Here is a 17,227-nt window from a genome sequence, read left to right as displayed (position 1 = left end):
CTCGGCTCGCCCGACGTTCCCGGCCTCACCCGCGATCAGAACAGCCATGTCGCAGCCTGGAACAGGGCGTAGGCAAGCAGCGCTGTGATCGGCAAGGTCAGGATCCATGCCCACACCATGCGCTCGACCACAGTCCAACGGATCGCGTTGAAGCGCTTGGCCGCGCCCACGCCCATGATCGCCGCCGACACGTTGTGCGTGGTCGACACCGGGATGCCGAAGATCGAGGCGATGATGATGACCACGGCGGCGCTGCTCTCGGCGGCAAAGCCGTTGATCGGGTGCAGCTTGACCATGTTGTGGCCCAGCGTCTTGATGATGCGCCAGCCGCCGCCGGCCGTGCCCGCCGCCATGGTCAACGCGCACACGGCCGCGACCCACGCCGGCACCGGAAAGCCGCCGTTGGCGTCTTCCGGGATCTGCAGGAAGTGCAGCCAGTGCGGCAGTTGATCGAGGCTACCGGCCGCCGTCGCACCGGCCAGCGCCAGAGCGATGATGCCCATCGACTTCTGCGCGTCGTTCAGTCCGTGCGACACGCCCATCGCCGCGGCCGAGACGATCTGCGCCTTGCCGAAGAAAGCGTTCACGAACGGCGTGCGTCCGTAGCGATGCAGGCGACCCTTGCGATTGTTGAACCACGAGAACAGCGCGTACAACAGCCCCATCACGGTGATGCCCAGCACGAAGCCCATGATCGGCGACACCACCATCGGCACGATGACCTTGGGAATCACGCCATGTCCCTGCCACCAGTGCGCGCCACCGCGGAACCAGATCACCGCATCGAACTTTCCGCTCGACGCCGCGATGGCCGCGCCGACCAGACCGCCGACCAGACCGTGACTGGAGCTGGACGGCAGCCCCCACCACCAGGTGACAAGGTTCCAGATCACCGCGCCCAGCAGCGCGCAGATCAGGAATTCCGGCCCCACCGACACCACGCCCGAATCGACCAGGCCCGAGGCGATGGTCTTGGCCACCGCCGTACCCCACAGCGCACCAATCAGGTTGGTGACGGCGGCCAGAATCACCGCCTGAGCGGGCGTGAGCACCTTCGTCGCGACCACGGTGGCGATGGAGTTGGCGGTGTCGTGGAAGCCGTTGATGTAGGTGAAGGCGAGCGCGATCACCATCGTCACGATGAGCATGTCCAGGCTCATGGCGGCGACCTCAGGAGTTCTTCAGCACGATGGAATACGTCACGTTGCCGACGTCGCGGCACTTGTCGATGGCGCGCTCCAGTAGTTCGTACAGATCCTTGGCCAGCACCATGCGCACCGGATCGGTGCTGTTGACGTACATCTCGCGGTACGGCTCCAGAAGCAGGCGATCGGCCTCCGATTCCAGCGCCTGCAAGCGATCCTGAAGACGACGCATGGCGTCGACGCGCATGCCCTTGCGCAGCTGCCCGATCATCTCGCGGACCACGTCGGACGCGCGCACCAACAGCTCGGTGCGCTGGGTGAAGTCGATGCCGTGCAGGCGGTCGCTGATCATCGCGTAGCGCTCGGCGAACTTTTCCACCGTTTTCGGAATCTTGTACAGCGCGGCGTTCAGCGCCTCGATGTCCTCGCGGTCGAGCGCGGTGACGAAAGTGTTCACCAGTTCCTCACTGATCTGCTGCGCCAGGTCCTTCTCGCGCTTGCGTGCGACCGAGAACGCAGCGATGTCGGGGCTACCGCCACCGGGGCTGACCAGCTTGTGTACGGCGCGTGCGCTCTCGCGCGCGGCGTCCGCGCTCTGTTCCAGAAGCCCGTAGAACTTGTCGCCCTTGCCGAAGATGGTTTGCAGTGAGAACACGGTGGAACCGCTCCTGTCGAAGTGGAGGCGTGCCCGACAGGCACGCGAATCGGACCATTGTAACCCCACTGTCACATTTCTCCGCATCGCTGAACGAGGGCCCGGATGGCACTGCGTGCGCCGGGCAAACCCGGTTACACTGCCGGCAGACTCCACCGAGATGCACACCGAGCGCGCATGCTGACCGAACTGGGACTGATCCTGCTGTTGTCGATTCTCAACGGCTTCTTCGCCCTGTCCGAAATGGCCATTGTGGCTTCGCGAAAGAGCCGCCTGAAGCAGATGGCCCGGCACAGCGCCCGCGCGCGGGTGGCGCTGCAGTTGGCCGAGCATCCGGACCGTTTCCTGTCGACGGTACAGGTCGGCATCACGCTGGTCATGCTGATCACCGGTGCCGTCACAGGCGCGGCACTGGGAGTGCGCTTCAGCGCACTGGTGCAATCGTTGGGATTCCCGTGGCTGACTCCATACGCCACCGCGGTCGGCTGGCTCATCGGTTTCATCATCGTCACCACCGTGCAGATCATCATCGGCGAGCTGGTGCCCAAGCGCATCGCGCTGGTCGCGCCGGAACGTCTGTCTTCGGTCATCGCGCTGCCGATGCTGGTGCTGTCGCGCCTGTGCGCGCCGTTCGTGTGGGTGCTCAACGGCGGCAGCACGCTGCTGCTGAAACTGTTCCGCCTGAACAAGGCACGCCGCTCGGCAGTGAGCGAAGAGGAAATCCGTCTGCTGGTCGCCGAAGGCGCCGAACAGGGCATCCTCGACCCCGATGAACACAACATGGTCAACCGCGTACTGCGCCTGGGCGACCGCCCGGTCGACAGCGTGATGACCCCGCGCACGCGCATCGCCTGGCTCGACGCGGCCGCCTCGCGAGAGGAGAACCTGCAGGAACTGCAGGCGCACTCGTTCTCGCGCTTTCCGGTCTACCGCGGCGACGAAAGCGAGGTGCTCGGCGTGGTCGAGGTCAAGCGCATGCTGGACGGCATGCTGCGCGGCGAAACCGATCTGTTCCGCGACCTGGTCAAGCCGCTGTACATCCCGGAGACGGCGCGCGCGCTGGATCTGCTGGAATCGTTCCGCGACGCCGACACACAGATGGCGCTGGTGGTCGACGAATACGGCGACATCGAGGGACTGGTCACACTCAACGACGTGCTCTCGGCCGTGGTCGGCCAGAGCCAGCCGGGCGAAGGCAGCGAGCAATCACCGATCATGCGCCATGCCGACGGCAGCTGGCTGATCGAAGGCAGCCTGGCTACCGAGGACTTGCGCGAGCTGCTGCGCCTGGACCACCTGCCCAACGAAGACGAGCACGACTTCAACACCGTCGCCGGCATGGTCATGACCGCCTTCGCGCGCATTCCGCAGGTAGGCGACGCCTTCAGCTGGCGCGGCTGGCGCTTCGAGGTCGCTCGCGTGGACGGCGCCCGCATCGACCGCGTGCGGGTGGTGGCCGTACCCGGCAAGGGTCATACCGCCACCACCCAGGCCGAACACGCGTGAATCCCGGCGAACGGCGCACCACGCGCATTCTCGCCGAGACCTTGGCGGCCCACGAGGACACGTTCATCACGCTCGACACCCTGCTCGCGCCCCTGCGCGCACGCGCTTTCGGCTGCGTGCTGCTGTTGCTGGCAATCCCCAATTTCATTCCCGCTCCGCTCGGCATCGGCGGCATCATGGGATCGATGATCATCGTGCTCGGCCTGCAGATGATGATCGGCATGGAGCAGCCGTGGATGCCGAAACGGCTGCGTGAGCGCCCGCTTCGCTGCACGTCCGTGCACAAGTTCCTGGATCGCACCCTGCCGATCCTGCAGCGTCTGGAACGCATGTGCCGACCGCGGCTGGAGCTCCTCACGCAGCGGCCCGTGAGCATCGTCACCGGCGTGTTCCTGACCCTGCTCGGCATCCTGCTCGCGCTGCCGATCCCGTTCACCAACTACTTCTTCGGCCTCATCATGCTGGCCTACGCCATCGCCCTGATCGAGCGCGACGGCGCGCTGCTGGTCGGACTGTGGGTGCTGTCGGTGGCGATCCTGGTGCTGTCGGTGGTGTTCAGCAGCGTGGTGCTCGACGCCATGGCCAAGATGTTCTGAGACCGGTGCCGGCTCAGCTCTCGCCTTGCGCGCGCCGCTGCACGCGCTGTGCCTCGGCCAGGATGCCATGCAGAATGCGCAGCTCGCGCTGATCCGGCTCGGCGCGCAAGAACAGTTTGCGCAGACGCAGCTCGATGGTGCGCGGCGAACGTCCCTTGTGGAAATCGATGTCATGCAGCGTCTGCGACAGATGCGTGAAGAACTGCTCCATCTGCGCCAGATCGGCCGGCGGATCCTTCGCCTCGGGCAGGTCCGGCGCCGCGCCCTGCAGGCTGGCCAGTCGCATCTCGTAGGCCACGACCTGCACCGCCTGCGCCAGGTTCAGCGAGCTGTAGTCCTCGACACTGGGAATGCGCACCATGGCGTGGCAGTGCGCCAGTTCCTCGTTGGCCAGACCGCTCTGTTCGTTGCCGAACACCAGCGCCACCTCGCGCCCTTCGAGCGCAGCCTTCCACGCCTGTTCCGCGGCCTGTTCCGGCGTAAGTTCCGGCAGTGTCACGCCGCGCCGGCGCGCGCTGAGACCGAATGCCAGGCTGCAACCGCTCAGCGCCGTCGGCAGGTCGTCGTGCACGCGAGCGGCCTCCAGCACGCCGGGCGCACCGGCCGCCAGCGCATCGGCTTCGGGATCGGGGTAGCGATGCGGTGTGACCAGGTCGAGACGATCGAAACCCATGGTGCGGATCGCGCGCGCGGCACTGCCGATGTTACCGGGATGCGAGGTGCGCACCAGCACATAGCGGACACGTGCGAGGGCCTGGGAATCGATCATGGCGACACCGGAATCAGTCGACGGACAAACGGCAGAGTGTACAGGGATGCGCCTGCCGGTTCCCTGCAGGCCGCATGCCGCATGGGCACCGACACCGAGACCGGACAGCCCACTGAGCAGGCAGGCAGACCGTCAGGCGGTCACACCGTATGCGGCAACGAATTCTTTTTAATAAGAAATTTCATCGATCCGCCTGCACACCGGCTCCTGCGTGATACGGGCATTCCAGCGGGCGACGAACAGGACCACATCTTCGCGTACTCCAGATCGCAGAGCGGGATGGCCAGGACCGGCCGGAAGTGGCGCATGCACACGAGGGATTGGGCGCAACCTCTTGGCTCTGCTAAGCTTGCGCGCCTTCGCGCCCGTATCGCGACCCCGTTCTTTACAGCCCAGACGACCATGCCCAGACCCGCAGTCAATGTGGCGGCCCGCGCCGCACGTGCAGCAGGAAACGTAATCCTGCGCTACATGAACCGCCTCGACAGCGTAAACGTGGTCGAGAAACAGCGCATGGACTTCGTGTCCGACGTCGACCGCGCCGCCGAGGCCGAGATCGTCCGCGAGCTGAAGCGTGCCTACCCGCGTCATGCCTTCCTCGGCGAAGAGTCCGGCCAAATCGGTCGGGGCAATCTGGTCTGGGTCATCGACCCGCTGGACGGCACCCACAACTACCTGCGCGGCATCCCGCACTTCTCCGTATCCATCGCCATGCTGGACAAGGGCGAGCCGGTCTACGGCGTGATCTACGACCCGCTGCGCGACGAGCTGTTCACCGCCAGCAAGGGCGACGGCGCCTACCTCAATGACCGCCGCATCCGCGTCGGCAAGCGCGAATCGCTGGACGGCGCCATGCTGGCCACCGGTTTCCCGTACCGCCAGCGCGCGCATCTCGATGCGCAGCTGGACATGACCCGGCAGCTGCTGACCCAGGCCGAGGACCTCCGCCGCACGGGTTCGGCCGCACTCGATCTGGCCTACACCGCAGCCGGCCGTTTCGACGGTTATTTCGAGATCGGACTGAAGCCATGGGACATGGCCGCGGGCTGTCTGCTGGTGCGCGAAGCCGGCGGCAGCTTCACCGATTTCGCCGGCCGTGACGGCTTGCCCGAAAGCGGCAACCTGATCGCCGGCAACCATCACCTGGTGAGGGCGATGGTCGAGATCGCCGGCAACACGCTGACGCCGAAACTGCTGCGCGGTTGATCCGCTGTCACCGCTCCCGCGTCACGGCACCGTGGCGCGAGCCGACAGCTAGGCCGCGGAATCGCGATTCTTCAGCAATTGCCGCACGAACGGCACGGTGACGCGCCGCTTGGCCGCCAACGAGGCGCGGTCGATGTCCTCCAGCAATTCGCCGAGCGCACCCAAGTCGCGGGCGTGATGCACGAACAGCCAGTCCAGCACCGCGTCATCGAGTTCGATACCGCGCGCCTGCGCGCGCGTGCGCAGCACGTCGCGGCGTTCCGCCTCGCTCAGCGGTCGCAGCATGGCCAGCGTGCACATGCCCAGCCGCGAGCGCAGATCGGGCAGCGTCAATGGCAGTTGCGAAGGTGGCTCGTTGCCCGCGAACAGCAGCGTCGCGCCTTCTGCGCGGCACCGGTTGTAGAGGTCGAACAGCGCATGCTCGGCCTCGCGCTGCCCCGCCAGTGCATCGACATCGTCCAGCGCCAGCAAATCGCAACCGCCGCTGCCGCGAATGGCGCGTTCGGCCGGACCACGCAACGCGCGCAACGGCAGGTATTGCACCCGCTTGCCCGCCTCGCTAGCCGCCTGACAGGCCGCTGCCAGCAGATGCGTCTTGCCGCTGCCCGCCGGGCCGGCGAGGTAGATCCAGGGTGCCTCGCCGCCCTCGACCGCGCGCTGCACGGCGGCGACGGCGGCGGCGTTCTCGCCGGCATGGAAATGTTCGAAGCGCTGACGGCGTGGCCAGCGCAGGGCGAGCGGAAGCTGATTCACGTCAATCGTCCGAATCGGGTGCGTCAGGGACGGACGATGCCTGCGATACGCCCCCTTCGTCCAGCGCCGGCGGCGGTTCGTGTCCGTGGCCATACAGGTCGCTGACCTGATAACGCTCGTAGCCGTAGCGCAGCAGCACCATGATGATGGCCGCCGCGGGCAACGCCAGCAGCACGCCGAGAAAACCGAACAGATGGCCGCCCGCCAGCACGGCAAAGATCACCGCAACCGGATGCAGACCGATCTTGTTGCCGACCAGACGGGGCACCAGCACATAGCCCTCCAGCACCTGGCCGATGCCGAACACCACCAGCACCAGTGCGATGTGCATCCAGTCGCCGTACTGTACCAGCGCCGCGATCAGACTGGCGCCCAGACCGATGATGAAGCCGAGGTACGGAACGAAGCTGAGCAGCCCCGCGATCATGCCGATCAACGGCCCCACCGACAGCCCCATCAGGGTGAGACCGGTACCGTAGATCACGCCCAGCGCCAGCATCACCAGCATCTGACCGCGCACGAAGGCGCCCAGCACTTGATCGGATTCTCGCGCCAGGCGACGAATCACCGGGGCCTGACGGCGCGGCAGCATGCGCTCGATGCGCTCGATCAGCACGTCCCAGTCGCGCAGCAGATAGAACGTCACCACCGGAATCAGAATCAAGTTCGCGAGACCGGCGATGAGGCCGAATCCAGAGCGCGAGACCTGGCCCAGCACTGCCGCTGCCACACCGCTGACCGAACCGATGTGCTCCTTCAGTGTGTCGACCAGCTTCTGGCTGTCGAACGAACTCGCGCCCAGATGCAGATGCACCTGCAGCCAGGGCATGGCCACGCCACGCACCCACTCCACATAGCGCGGAATGTTGTCGATCAGGTTGCGGATCTGATGCTGCAACAGCGGCACCAGTAGCAGCAGCGCACCAGCCACCACCAGGATCATGCAGGCGAACACCAGACTGACCGCCACCGTGCGGCTCAACTTCCAGCGTTCGAGCCGGTCGGCGATGGGGTCGCCCAGATAGGCAAAGCCCGCAGCCACGGCGAACGGCATCAGCACCGGCGCCAGCAGCCATAGCACGGCGAACAGAACGAGAATGATGGCCAGCCCCTGCCAGCGGCGTGCAACGTCAGGCGTCATGCGGCGTCTCCTTCGAATGGCGTCGTCCTGCCCGTCCCTCGCGCCGGGCGCGAACCGCCCAGCGCAGCACATAATCCAGACCACTGGCCACGGTCAGCAACGCGACCAGCCATTGCATCGGCTGCAGATGCAGACTCGGCAGGGCGCTGCTGCGCAGCAGGACCAGCAATACATAGACAATCTGCAACATGGTGCAGAATTTGGCGATACGGCTGGGCTGCGCCGTGAACGGCCCGATCAGCAGTCGATAACCCAACGCGCCGCCGAGAATGACCAGGTCGCGGCCCAGCACCAGCAGCGCCAGCCACCAGGGCAGTTTCGCCATCAGCGCCAGGACGAGGTAGCTGGTCATCAGCAGCAGCTTGTCGGCGGCCGGGTCCAGGAATGCGCCCAGACGGCTGCGCCATCCGAAATGCCGCGCCATCCATCCATCGAGCGCGTCGGACAGACCGGCGACGAGCGCCAGCCACAGCGCGCTGCCGTAACGATGTTCCAGCATCAGCCACGCCACCGGCACGACCAGGGCAATGCGCAACAACGAGATCAGGTTGGGCAGGTGCCGCCAGATCGTCGTGGTGGAATTCATCGCCGGCCCATGCCTCCGTCGTCCTCACCGCAGCCAGCGCAGGCTGACGTCGGCGCCGGGGTGATCGACGGCATCGCGCTGCAGGTGGCCGCTGGCCTGCAGCGACGGCAGCACGGTGGAGATCGCGCTGCGCGCGTGCAGTCGAAGCATCACGCCGTCACCGTCCGCACCGATCGGTTCGACCGAAGCCACCTGCGGATTCGCGCGCAGCACGGACAGCAACTGCGGAAGATCCAGTCCGGACTGCATTGGTGCGACCCAGAGCGTGGCGTCCTGACGACTCATGGCGGATGCACCGGGCATCGCGGCCGAGGCCGCGGACGTGGGCGCGACCGCGGAGGCATTCTGCGCCGCGAGCTGCTTCTGCAAGCTTCCGGCCAATTCCTGCACGGCAGCGGGATCGAACTGCACCTGCAGCAGGAACGGACGCGAAGCGCCCGCGGCGGCCCGCAGATAGCGATAGTTCTGCACCAGGCTCGATGCGGTGCCCAGCGCATCGGTGTAACCCGATGCACCAGTGATCGACGCGCCGGCCGTGCGCGTGAGCACATCGCCCAGCGCCACGGCGAACGCGTGGTCGCGTTGCGCATCGGACGTGTCGCTGACCGGAACTGTGACGCCGTAACCGGCATTCTGCGCATGCGCACGCGGCGGGACGACGACGGCGCAGACCAACGCCAGGGCAAGAATCAACAAGGAACGGATACGCATCGAGGCACTCGCAGAGCGGAAAATCACGGCCGCCTTCGTGGCGACTCTTCCCGAAAGTCTGCCCAATTGAGGCTGCAACGTCTATCATGGGCGCTCTGAGACCCGCGTCGGCACGACCTGCCACGCGATGATTCCCGACCCCGCGACCGGATACGAACGCATGTCCGCCGAAAACGACGCCCTCACCTATCGCGCCGCCGGCGTGGACATCGACGCCGGCAACGCGCTGGTCGAACGCATCAAGCCGATGGTCAAACGCACCATGCGCCCGGAAGTGATGGGCGGCCTGGGCGGTTTCGGCGCGCTGTTCGACATGGCCGGCCGCTACCGCGAGCCGGTGCTGGTCTCGGGCACAGACGGCGTGGGCACCAAGCTGAAGCTGGCGCAGCAGCTGAACCGTCATGACACCATCGGCATCGATCTGGTCGGCATGTGTGTCAACGACATCCTGGTGCAGGGCGCCGAGCCGCTGTTCTTCCTCGACTATTTCGCCACCGGCAAGCTGGACGTGAACGTGGCCGCCGCCGTGGTCAGCGGCATCGCGCGCGGCTGCGAACTGTCCGGCTGCGCGCTGATCGGCGGCGAGACCGCGGAAATGCCGGACATGTACCCGCCCGGCGAATACGATCTGGCCGGCTTCTCGGTCGGCGCGGTGGAGAAGTCCGAACTGCTCGACGGCAGCGCGATCCGCAAGGACGATGTCATCGTCGGCGTCGCCTCGTCCGGACCGCACTCGAACGGCTATTCGCTGATCCGGCGCATTCTCGAGCGCGCAGGCGTCACACCCGACAGCGACAAGCTGGGCATGGACCTGGACGGCACCCCGCTGGTCGACGCGCTGATGGCGCCGACCACGCTGTACGTCAAGCCGATGCTGGCCCTGCGCAAGCAGATCGCGGTGCACGGCATGGCACACATTACCGGCGGCGGCCTGCTGGAGAACATCATCCGCGTGGTGCCGGACGGACTGGGCATCGAGCTGGACAGCAGCACGTGGACCCTGCCCGCGGTGTTCGACTGGCTGCAGCGCGAAGGCAACATTGCGCGCGAGGAAATGTGGCGCACCTTCAACTGCGGCATCGGCTTCACGCTGATCCTCGCCGCGGACCAGGCCGACACCGCCATCGACGCGCTGCGCGCCCACGAACTCTCCGCACAGGTCATCGGCCGCGTGACCGACGCATCGGACGATGCGCGCGTGCACATCGCCTGATGCGGCAGCGACTGCGCATCTCCGCATGACCGAACGTTCGACCTTGCCCGTAGCCGTGCTGGCGTCCGGCCGCGGCAGCAACCTGCAGGCATTGATCCGCGCCCGCGACGCAGGACTGCCCATCGATCTGCGTCTGGTCGCCAGCGACCGCGCCGAGGCCCCCGCCCTGCGCCATGCGGAAGCGGCTGGCATCGCCACGCTCGCCTTGGACCCGGCCGGCTACGCCACGCGTCGCGACTACGACCTGGAACTGTTCCGCCGCGTCGCCGAAAGCGGCGCGGAGCTGCTGGTGCTGGCCGGTTTCATGCGCATCCTGGACGCAGACGCCGTGAATCCATGGCGCGGCCGCATGATCAACGTGCACCCTTCGCTACTTCCCAAATACCGCGGTCTGCACACGCACCGCCGCGCACTGGAAGCCGGCGACGCCGAGCATGGCGCGAGCGTGCATTTCGTCAGTCCCGAGCTGGACGGTGGCCCGGTCATCGCCCAGGCCCGCATCGACGTGCGTCCCGACGACACCGAAACCACACTGGCCGAACGCCTGCTGCCGCTCGAGCATCGTCTTCTGCCCGCCGCCGTGGCCCTGATCGCCAGCGGCCGCCTGCATCTGGGCGAACGGGGCATCGTGTTCGACGACGTCCCGTTGACGAGCCCCCTGCGGCTCGAGGATGCCTGCCTGAAACCGGCGTGAGCCGCGATTCAGGATCGTGCGCTCACACTGATCGCATGCATACGCCGAATATTCTTCGTTCCCTGCTCGCCACCGCACTACTGTGCTTCACGGGTTCCGTCCTGGCCGCCGGCACGCCCGCGCCGTTCACCGCGACCTACCAGGTTCTGCGCAACGGCTCGCCGATCGGCGAATCGACGCTGCGCCTGACCCGCGACGGCAGCGACTGGACCTACGTCTCGCACATGCGCGGCACGTCCGGTCTGGCCAGCCTGCTCGGCGCCAGCGTCGACGAGACCTCGCGCTTCCGCTGGCATGACGGCAAGCCCGAAGCGCTCAGCTACGACTACCGCATGGAGGCAGCCATCAAGAGCCGTCAGCGCCGCGTGCAGGTGGATTGGGTGAAAGACACCGTGCAGGTCACCGACGGCGGCAAGCGCTTCGACTACGCCGCCAAGCCGGGATTGGTCGAACGCCACAGCATGCCGCTGGCGCTGGGCTACGCGCTGGCCGACGGCGCAAGGCACGTCGCGCTGCCGGTCGCCGTGAAGGATCGCGTCGAGATCCAGCGCTACGCGATCACAGGCAAGAGCGAGGTGAACGTACCCGCCGGCCGCTTCGACGCCGTGCGCGTGGACCGCACCGACGACAGCAAGAACTTCTCCGCCTGGTACGTACCCAAGCGCTACCCGGTGCCGGTGAAGCTGGCGCAGCGCGCCGGCGGTCACCTGACTCTGCTGCTGAAGAGTTTCCGCCGCGACTGAAGATTCACGGGCTCGGTCGGCGACGACCATCGTCGCCGACTTACCGCCCGTCCGGGCAGGAGCGTCGCGCAACGGCCGCGAAGGCCGCGCAAACGAAGACGAGATCAGTTGGGCAGACGGCGGATCTTCGCGCCCAGCGTGCCCAGCTTCTCCTCGATATTCTCGTAACCGCGGTCGATGTGGTAGACGCGATCGACCGTGGTGTCGCCACCGGCGACCAATCCGGCCAGCACCAGGCACGCCGAGGCGCGCAAGTCGGTCGCCATGATCGGCGCGCCGCTCATCTGCGTGACGCCCTTGACGATCGCGGTGTTGCCTTCCAGGCGGATGTCGGCGCCCAGACGCTGCAACTCGTGCACGTGCATGAAGCGGTTCTCGAACACCGTCTCGGTGATGACACCGACGCCCTCGGCCACGCAGTTGAGCGCGGTGAATTGCGCCTGCATGTCGGTCGGGAACGCCGGATACGGTGCGGTGCTGACGTCGACCGCACGCGGACGGTTGCCGCGCATGTCCAGTTCGATCCAGTCATCGCCGACGTTCATGTGCGCGCCGGTCTGCTCCAGCTTCGCCAGCACCGAATCCAGCGTCGCCGGGCGCGCGTTGCGGGTGCGCACCTTGCCGCCGGTGATGGCGCCGGCGATGAGGAAGGTACCGGTCTCGATGCGGTCCGGCAGCACGTCGTAATGGCAGCCGTGCAGGCGCTCGACTCCGTGGATGACCAAGTTGGCGCTGCCCGCGCCCTCGATCTGCGCGCCCATGGCATTGAGGCAGTTGGCGAGGTCGACGACCTCCGGTTCCTGCGCGGCGTTCTCGATGACGGTGGTGCCCTCGGCGAGGGTCGCCGCCATCATGATGTTCTCGGTACCGGTGACGGTAACCATGTCCATGACGATGCGCGCGCCCTTGAGGCGCTTGGCGCGGGCCTTGATGTAGCCGTTCTCGACCACGACGTCGGCGCCCAGCGCCTGCAGGCCGCGGATGTGCTGATCGACCGGTCGCGAGCCGATCTGGCAGCCACCCGGCAGCGAGACCTCGGCTTGGCCGTAGCGCGCCACCAGCGGCCCCAGCACCAGGATCGACGCGCGCATGGTCTTGACCAGATCGTACGGCGCGAAGAAGCGGTCAATGGTGCGCGGGTCGACCTCGATGGTCATGCGGTCGTCCAGCACCAGCGACACGCCCATGCGGCCGAGCAGCTCCATGGTCGTGGTGACGTCGTGCAGGTGCGGCACGTTGCCGATGGTGACCGGCTCGTCGGCCAGCAGGCACGAAGCGAGAATGGGCAGTACGGCGTTCTTGGCGCCGGAGATCTGGATTTCGCCGGAAAGCGGATCGCCGCCGGAAATGACGATTTTGGCCATGGTTCTATGTGTTCCTCGTGGGGCGGCGTGCGCCGCGCCGGCAAGCGCGGGTCCGCCGGACCGGTTGCGGGCGCGCCCGAACCGTCATGAATCTCCGGCGACGTCGAGACCGCGCTCGCGCGCTTCCTCGGGCGTCCAGGTATTCAGACTCAATGCGTGGATCTCCCCGCCCATGCGTTCGCCGAGCGTCGCATACACCAGGCGATGACGCGCCAGCGGCAGCTTGCCCGCGAAGGCGGCGCACACCACGTCGGCCTCGAAATGCACGCCGTCGTCGCCGCGCACGTCGGCGCGCGCGTCTTCGAGGCCGCTCTCGATCAGGTTCTTGATGCTGACTGGATCCATCATGGATAAAGGGTTCTTCGATACGGTGATGCACGGGCCGGCAGACGAAACGGCTGCTGAATGCGCAACGGCGCACATGCCCGTCAAGAAAAGGTAAAATGCAATCATGGCATGGTAATGGAAAACCTGCGGCACAGGAACGACAGAAACCACGCCCGTCGGCCCCGGTTCAGGGCCACATTCGCGCGCTGTCCCGTCCGGAGAGACCAATGAGTACCGAAACCGCCCCGGCCACGCTGAGCCCGGCGCCCGTCACGGCCGACAGTCTGGCCCGCAGCGCCCGCACCGTCATCGCCACCGAAGCCGCCGCGATCCGTTCGCTGGAACCGCGCATCGACGGCGATTTCAGCGCCGCCTGTCGCACCATTCTGGCCTGTGAGGGCCGCGTGGTGGTCACCGGCATGGGCAAATCCGGCCACATCGCGCGCAAGATCGCCGCCACCCTGGCCTCGACCGGCACGCCCGCCTTCTTCGTGCATCCTGGCGAAGCCAGCCACGGCGACCTGGGCATGATCATGCCGCAGGACGTGGTGCTGGCGCTGTCCAACTCCGGCGAGACCGACGAAGTGCTGTTCATCCTGCCGGTCATCAAGCGCCAGGGCATCCCGCTGATCGCCATGACCGGCAATCCGAAGTCGTCCCTCGCCCAGCAGGCGGACGCGCATCTGGACGTCAGCGTGCCCGCCGAGGCCTGCCCGCTGGGCCTGGCGCCGACCGCCAGCACCACCGCAGCGCTGGTCATGGGCGACGCCCTTTCGGTCGCGCTGCTGGAAGCGCGTGGCTTCACGGCCGACGATTTCGCCCGTTCGCACCCTGCCGGCAGCCTCGGCCGCCGCCTGCTGCTGCACATCGCCGACATCATGCATCGCGACGACGGTATCCCGCGCATCTCGCCGCGAGCCAGCCTGACCGAGGCGCTGATGGAGATGACCCGCAAGCGCCTGGGCATGACGGCCGTGGTCGACGACGATCAGCGCCTGCTCGGCGTGTTCACCGACGGCGATCTGCGCCGCGCCCTGGACGACCACAACGTCGACCTGCGCGCCGCGAACGTCGAAAGCCTGATGACCCGCGGCCCGAAGACCGTGACGCCGGACAAGCTGGCGGTCGAGGCCGCGCAACTGATGGAAAAGCACCAGATTCACGCCCTGCTGGTGGTCGATGCCGACAACGTCGTCGTCGGCGCGCTAAACATCCACGACCTGCTGCGCGCGCGCGTGGTCTGAATCCGCCTTCCGCAAGGCGTCCACGGCGGCGGCTCTGGTAGCATGCCGCCTGTCGTTTTCACTGCCGATCCGATCCGATGCCCTTCGATTTCCTGACCGATGTTCCCGATGCGGTGCGCGAGCGCGCGGCACGCGTGCGGCTGGTCGCCTTCGATGTCGACGGCACCCTGACCGACGGCCGCCTGTGGTACGGCGCGGATGGACGCGAGACCAAGTTGTTCCATGCCCACGACGGTCTCGGCCTCAAGCGCCTGCACGCCCACGGCATCGAGGTGGCCTTCATCACCGCGCGCATCAGTCACGCACTGGCCGAACGCGCCAACGATCTCGGCATCGCCCACCTCTATCAGGGCCAGAGCAACAAGCGCGAGAGCCTCGACGAGCTGCTCGATGCGCTGTCGCTGAAACCCGAGCAGGCCGCCTTCGTCGGCGACGACTTGCCCGACCTGGCGCCGATGCGCGTAGTCGGTCTGGCCGTGGCCGTGGCCAACGCGCACGCCTGGGTCGCCGAACAGGCACACTGGCAGACACGCCTGCGCGGCGGCGAGGGCGCGGCCCGCGAAGTCTGCGACATGATCCTCGCCGCGCAGGGCAAGTCCGCCGCCGAATACGAGCGCTGGTCGTGAGCACGCGCCGCCTGATCGCGAGCATGGTCGCGCTGGCGCTGGCGATCGGCGTGGTGCAACTCCTGGTGTGGTGGCTGCAGCCGACGCGCAACAACCGCATGGACGCCGGTCCTCCGCGCTCGGGCTACACCCTGCACGACTTCACCCTGTACGGCTACGGCGACAACGGCAAGCTGAGTTATCGTCTGCAGGCTCCGCGGCTGGAACGCCGCGAAGGCGACGACTCGCTGTACCTGAACCAGCCGAAATTCCTGCTGCCGCCGAAGCGCGAGCCGGGCGAACCCTGGACCGGCCACTCCGACTACGGCTGGGTCAGCGCCAAGGGCGACGAACTGAAGCTGCAGGGCGCGGTCAAGATGCGGCGCAAGGCCTATGCCGGTACGGCCGCCGCCAGCATCGACACCAGCGATGTCACCGCCTGGCCCAAGAAGAACAAGGTGCAGACCGACGAGCATGTCGTCATGCACCAGGGAACCGCTACGATGACGGGAATCGGCATGCGCGCCGATCTCGATACCAAGCATATGGAGCTTCTGAATGACTTCCATGGCACCTTCAAGCCCAGCACCTCGAAGCGCTGACGTGCGCCGCGTCTGGCGTCCCGCGCTGCTCGCCCTGCTGGGCGTGCTGCTGTGCGCTACGGCGAACGCCAAGCAGAGCGACCGCTCCAAGCCGGTCAACGTCGACGCCAAGTCGGCCGATGCCACCGCGCAGCCCAACGGCGTCAGCCACATCAAGGGCGATGTCGTGATCACGCAGGGCACGCTGAAGGCGACCGGCAACCTGGCAACCATCCACTTCGATGGCCAGTCGCAGGTCAAGCGCGTGGTGCTGACCGGCCACGCGCACATCCAGCAGCTGGACGACCACGACAATCTGATGACCGGCAACGCCGACAGCATCGACTACAACGTGCCCGGCGGCGTCGCGATCCTTACCGGCAGCGCACACGTCAAGCAGGCCGGCCGCGGCAGCGCCAGCGGCGACCGGCTGGTCTACGACACCAAGACCAGCACCATGACTGCGCACAGCGACGGCGACAACCGCGTGCACCTGGTCTTCCAGGCCAAGCAGAAGCCCGCCAAGAGCGCGCCGCCGAAGCCCTCGGCGCCCGCGACTTCAGCCAGCGCGGCAACGCCGCCTGCCGCCTCCTCCACGCCCGCGCCGGCTGCCGCCGCCAGCGCCGCAGCAGGGAACTGATCGCCGCATGCTTACTGCGCAAGGCCTGCAGAAACGCTTCCGTCAGCGCCAGGTGGTCCGCGACTTCGGCTTCTCCATCCGCGAGGGCGAAGTCGTCGGCCTGCTCGGCCCCAACGGCGCGGGCAAGACCACCTGTTTCTACATGGTGGTCGGCCTGATTCCCGCCGATGCCGGCAGCATCCGCCTGGACAAGACCGACATCACCGGGCAGCCCATGCACGAACGTGCGCGCATGGGTATCGGCTACCTGCCGCAGGAGCCGTCGGTGTTCCGACGCCTGAGTGTGGCCGACAACATCATGGCTGTGCTGGAACTGCGCGACGATCTCGACGCACGCGAACGCGGCAAGGAACTGGATTCCCTGCTGGACGAGCTGAAAATCAGCCACATCGCCACGCAGAAAGGCATCAGCCTGTCCGGCGGCGAACGCCGGCGTGTGGAGATCGCCCGCGCACTGGCCGGCCGTCCGCGCTTCATGCTGCTGGACGAACCCTTCGCTGGCGTCGACCCGATCTCCGTCGGCGAGATCCAGCGCATCGTGCGCCACCTCAAGGACCGCGGCATCGGCGTGCTGATCACCGATCACAACGTGCGTGAAACGCTGGGCATCTGCGACCGGGCCTACATCCTCAACGAAGGCGAAGTGCTGGCTCGGGGCAACCCGGCGCACATCCTCGCCGACCCGAAGGTTCGAGAGGTCTACCTGGGCCACGAGTTCAAGCTCTGACGCCGCAGCGAGACCGCCTTC

20 protein-coding genes are annotated in these 17,227 nt (G+C 66.9%); 11 read left to right on the top strand and 9 right to left on the bottom strand.

Translation table 11 applies throughout. The annotated features are described in order from the left end of the window. Window positions 1-35 precede the first annotated feature (35 nt). Together HF690_RS12115 and HF690_RS12110 are read right to left on the bottom strand one after the other, a co-directional pair. Window positions 36-1,160: an inorganic phosphate transporter gene (locus HF690_RS12115; protein WP_193568477.1), complete on the bottom strand. Its 1,125-nt coding sequence runs from the start codon at window positions 1,158-1,160 to the stop codon at window positions 36-38. A 10-nt stretch (window positions 1,161-1,170) separates the two neighbouring features. Beyond that, a complete protein-coding gene (locus tag HF690_RS12110; RefSeq protein ID WP_113063569.1) occupies window positions 1,171-1,800 on the bottom strand; it encodes a DUF47 domain-containing protein in 630 nt (209 codons plus the stop codon). Between the two features lie 177 nt (window positions 1,801-1,977). Between HF690_RS12110 and HF690_RS12105 the strand changes: the two genes are divergently transcribed. Both HF690_RS12105 and HF690_RS12100 read left to right on the top strand, forming a co-directional pair. Continuing rightward, complete coding sequence (locus HF690_RS12105; protein ID WP_113063570.1) at window positions 1,978-3,306, top strand: hemolysin family protein; 1,329 nt, start codon at window positions 1,978-1,980, stop codon at window positions 3,304-3,306. Next, entirely contained in the window at window positions 3,303-3,902 is a 600-nt protein-coding gene (locus HF690_RS12100; protein WP_168184627.1) for an exopolysaccharide biosynthesis protein, read from the top strand. The genes HF690_RS12105 and HF690_RS12100 overlap by 4 nt, the downstream gene beginning before the upstream one ends. 13 nt (window positions 3,903-3,915) lie before the next feature. On the opposite strand, the gene HF690_RS12095 is transcribed toward HF690_RS12100, so the two are convergent. Further along, window positions 3,916-4,671: an RNA methyltransferase gene (locus HF690_RS12095; protein ID WP_168609610.1), complete on the bottom strand. Its 756-nt coding sequence runs from the start codon at window positions 4,669-4,671 to the stop codon at window positions 3,916-3,918. A 402-nt stretch (window positions 4,672-5,073) separates the two neighbouring features. Between HF690_RS12095 and HF690_RS12090 the strand changes: the two genes are divergently transcribed. After that, window positions 5,074-5,877 (top strand): inositol monophosphatase family protein, encoded by an 804-nt coding sequence (locus tag HF690_RS12090; RefSeq protein ID WP_113063573.1) that lies wholly within the window; start codon window positions 5,074-5,076, stop codon window positions 5,875-5,877. A 48-nt stretch (window positions 5,878-5,925) separates the two neighbouring features. On the opposite strand, the gene hda is transcribed toward HF690_RS12090, so the two are convergent. The 4 genes from hda to HF690_RS12070 are packed head-to-tail and all read right to left on the bottom strand — an operon-like array spanning window position 5,926 to window position 9,068. Further along, on the bottom strand, window positions 5,926-6,636 hold the full coding sequence (gene hda / locus HF690_RS12085; protein WP_240601713.1) for a DnaA regulatory inactivator Hda: 711 nt from the start codon (window positions 6,634-6,636) through the stop codon (window positions 5,926-5,928). Continuing rightward, complete coding sequence (locus HF690_RS12080) at window positions 6,632-7,771, bottom strand: AI-2E family transporter (RefSeq protein WP_113063575.1); 1,140 nt, start codon at window positions 7,769-7,771, stop codon at window positions 6,632-6,634. The genes hda and HF690_RS12080 overlap by 5 nt, the downstream gene beginning before the upstream one ends. After that, window positions 7,761-8,357 carry a CDP-alcohol phosphatidyltransferase family protein gene (locus HF690_RS12075; protein WP_113063576.1) on the bottom strand — a complete coding sequence of 199 codons (597 nt, stop codon included), beginning with the start codon at window positions 8,355-8,357 and terminating at the stop codon, window positions 7,761-7,763. Before HF690_RS12075 ends, HF690_RS12080 begins: the two co-directional genes overlap by 11 nt. A gap of 24 nt (window positions 8,358-8,381) precedes the next feature. After that, window positions 8,382-9,068: a DUF2066 domain-containing protein gene (locus tag HF690_RS12070; RefSeq protein ID WP_113063577.1), complete on the bottom strand. Its 687-nt coding sequence runs from the start codon at window positions 9,066-9,068 to the stop codon at window positions 8,382-8,384. Window positions 9,069-9,195: 127 nt separating this feature from the next. On the opposite strand from HF690_RS12070, the gene purM reads away from it, so the two are divergent. From purM to HF690_RS12055, 3 genes are read left to right on the top strand one after another with little or no spacing between them, the layout of a single operon-like run. Further along, window positions 9,196-10,281, top strand: coding sequence for a phosphoribosylformylglycinamidine cyclo-ligase (gene purM / locus HF690_RS12065; protein ID WP_193568476.1), 1,086 nt, complete (start codon window positions 9,196-9,198; stop codon window positions 10,279-10,281). 25 nt (window positions 10,282-10,306) lie between these two features. Further along, a complete protein-coding gene (purN, locus tag HF690_RS12060; RefSeq protein ID WP_168609608.1) occupies window positions 10,307-10,975 on the top strand; it encodes a phosphoribosylglycinamide formyltransferase in 669 nt (222 codons plus the stop codon). A gap of 35 nt (window positions 10,976-11,010) precedes the next feature. After that, complete coding sequence (locus HF690_RS12055; protein WP_168609607.1) at window positions 11,011-11,718, top strand: DUF3108 domain-containing protein; 708 nt, start codon at window positions 11,011-11,013, stop codon at window positions 11,716-11,718. Between the two features lie 104 nt (window positions 11,719-11,822). Here HF690_RS12055 and murA read toward each other — a convergent pair whose 3' ends face one another. Both murA and HF690_RS12045 read right to left on the bottom strand, forming a co-directional pair. Further along, complete coding sequence (gene murA, locus HF690_RS12050) at window positions 11,823-13,082, bottom strand: UDP-N-acetylglucosamine 1-carboxyvinyltransferase (RefSeq protein ID WP_113063581.1); 1,260 nt, start codon at window positions 13,080-13,082, stop codon at window positions 11,823-11,825. Between the two features lie 84 nt (window positions 13,083-13,166). Continuing rightward, window positions 13,167-13,427: a BolA family protein gene (locus tag HF690_RS12045; RefSeq protein WP_113063993.1), complete on the bottom strand. Its 261-nt coding sequence runs from the start codon at window positions 13,425-13,427 to the stop codon at window positions 13,167-13,169. Between the two features lie 209 nt (window positions 13,428-13,636). Between HF690_RS12045 and HF690_RS12040 the strand changes: the two genes are divergently transcribed. The 5 genes from HF690_RS12040 (at window position 13,637) to lptB (ending at window position 17,206) form a co-directional block, all read left to right on the top strand. Next, complete coding sequence (locus HF690_RS12040) at window positions 13,637-14,653, top strand: KpsF/GutQ family sugar-phosphate isomerase (protein WP_168609606.1); 1,017 nt, start codon at window positions 13,637-13,639, stop codon at window positions 14,651-14,653. 77 nt (window positions 14,654-14,730) lie between these two features. Then, complete coding sequence (locus HF690_RS12035) at window positions 14,731-15,279, top strand: KdsC family phosphatase (protein ID WP_113063583.1); 549 nt, start codon at window positions 14,731-14,733, stop codon at window positions 15,277-15,279. Continuing rightward, window positions 15,276-15,860, top strand: a complete 585-nt coding sequence (gene lptC, locus HF690_RS12030) for an LPS export ABC transporter periplasmic protein LptC (protein WP_338042914.1) — start codon at window positions 15,276-15,278, stop codon at window positions 15,858-15,860. Before HF690_RS12035 ends, lptC begins: the two co-directional genes overlap by 4 nt. Window position 15,861: 1 nt before the next feature. After that, window positions 15,862-16,479: a lipopolysaccharide transport periplasmic protein LptA gene (gene lptA / locus HF690_RS12025; protein ID WP_240601682.1), complete on the top strand. Its 618-nt coding sequence runs from the start codon at window positions 15,862-15,864 to the stop codon at window positions 16,477-16,479. 7 nt (window positions 16,480-16,486) lie between these two features. After that, window positions 16,487-17,206, top strand: a complete 720-nt coding sequence (gene lptB / locus HF690_RS12020; RefSeq protein ID WP_113063585.1) for an LPS export ABC transporter ATP-binding protein — start codon at window positions 16,487-16,489, stop codon at window positions 17,204-17,206. Window positions 17,207-17,227: the final 21 nt, after the last annotated feature.

The sequence above is a fragment of the Oleiagrimonas citrea genome (assembly GCF_012395255.1).
Lineage (GTDB): Bacteria > Pseudomonadota > Gammaproteobacteria > Xanthomonadales > Rhodanobacteraceae > Oleiagrimonas > Oleiagrimonas citrea.
This window is presented reverse-complemented; position numbering and strand designations above follow the sequence as displayed.

What these genes read in the sequence shown, in the direction of transcription:
- HF690_RS12115 (WP_193568477.1), bottom strand. Translation starts at nt 1,160, where the DNA reads ATGAGCCTGGACATGCTCATCGTGACGATGGTGATCGCGCTCGCCTTC.
- HF690_RS12105 (WP_113063570.1), top strand. Translation starts at nt 1,978, where the DNA reads ATGCTGACCGAACTGGGACTGATCCTGCTGTTGTCGATTCTCAACGGC.
- HF690_RS12095 (WP_168609610.1), bottom strand. Translation starts at nt 4,671, where the DNA reads ATGATCGATTCCCAGGCCCTCGCACGTGTCCGCTATGTGCTGGTGCGC.
- HF690_RS12090 (WP_113063573.1), top strand. Translation starts at nt 5,074, where the DNA reads ATGCCCAGACCCGCAGTCAATGTGGCGGCCCGCGCCGCACGTGCAGCA.
- HF690_RS12080 (WP_113063575.1), bottom strand. Translation starts at nt 7,771, where the DNA reads ATGACGCCTGACGTTGCACGCCGCTGGCAGGGGCTGGCCATCATTCTC.
- HF690_RS12075 (WP_113063576.1), bottom strand. Translation starts at nt 8,357, where the DNA reads ATGAATTCCACCACGACGATCTGGCGGCACCTGCCCAACCTGATCTCG.
- HF690_RS12070 (WP_113063577.1), bottom strand. Translation starts at nt 9,068, where the DNA reads ATGCGTATCCGTTCCTTGTTGATTCTTGCCCTGGCGTTGGTCTGCGCC.
- purM (WP_193568476.1), top strand. Translation starts at nt 9,196, where the DNA reads ATGATTCCCGACCCCGCGACCGGATACGAACGCATGTCCGCCGAAAAC.
- purN (WP_168609608.1), top strand. Translation starts at nt 10,307, where the DNA reads ATGACCGAACGTTCGACCTTGCCCGTAGCCGTGCTGGCGTCCGGCCGC.
- HF690_RS12055 (WP_168609607.1), top strand. Translation starts at nt 11,011, where the DNA reads ATGCATACGCCGAATATTCTTCGTTCCCTGCTCGCCACCGCACTACTG.
- murA (WP_113063581.1), bottom strand. Translation starts at nt 13,082, where the DNA reads ATGGCCAAAATCGTCATTTCCGGCGGCGATCCGCTTTCCGGCGAAATC.
- HF690_RS12045 (WP_113063993.1), bottom strand. Translation starts at nt 13,427, where the DNA reads ATGGATCCAGTCAGCATCAAGAACCTGATCGAGAGCGGCCTCGAAGAC.
- HF690_RS12040 (WP_168609606.1), top strand. Translation starts at nt 13,637, where the DNA reads ATGAGTACCGAAACCGCCCCGGCCACGCTGAGCCCGGCGCCCGTCACG.
- HF690_RS12035 (WP_113063583.1), top strand. Translation starts at nt 14,731, where the DNA reads ATGCCCTTCGATTTCCTGACCGATGTTCCCGATGCGGTGCGCGAGCGC.
- lptB (WP_113063585.1), top strand. Translation starts at nt 16,487, where the DNA reads ATGCTTACTGCGCAAGGCCTGCAGAAACGCTTCCGTCAGCGCCAGGTG.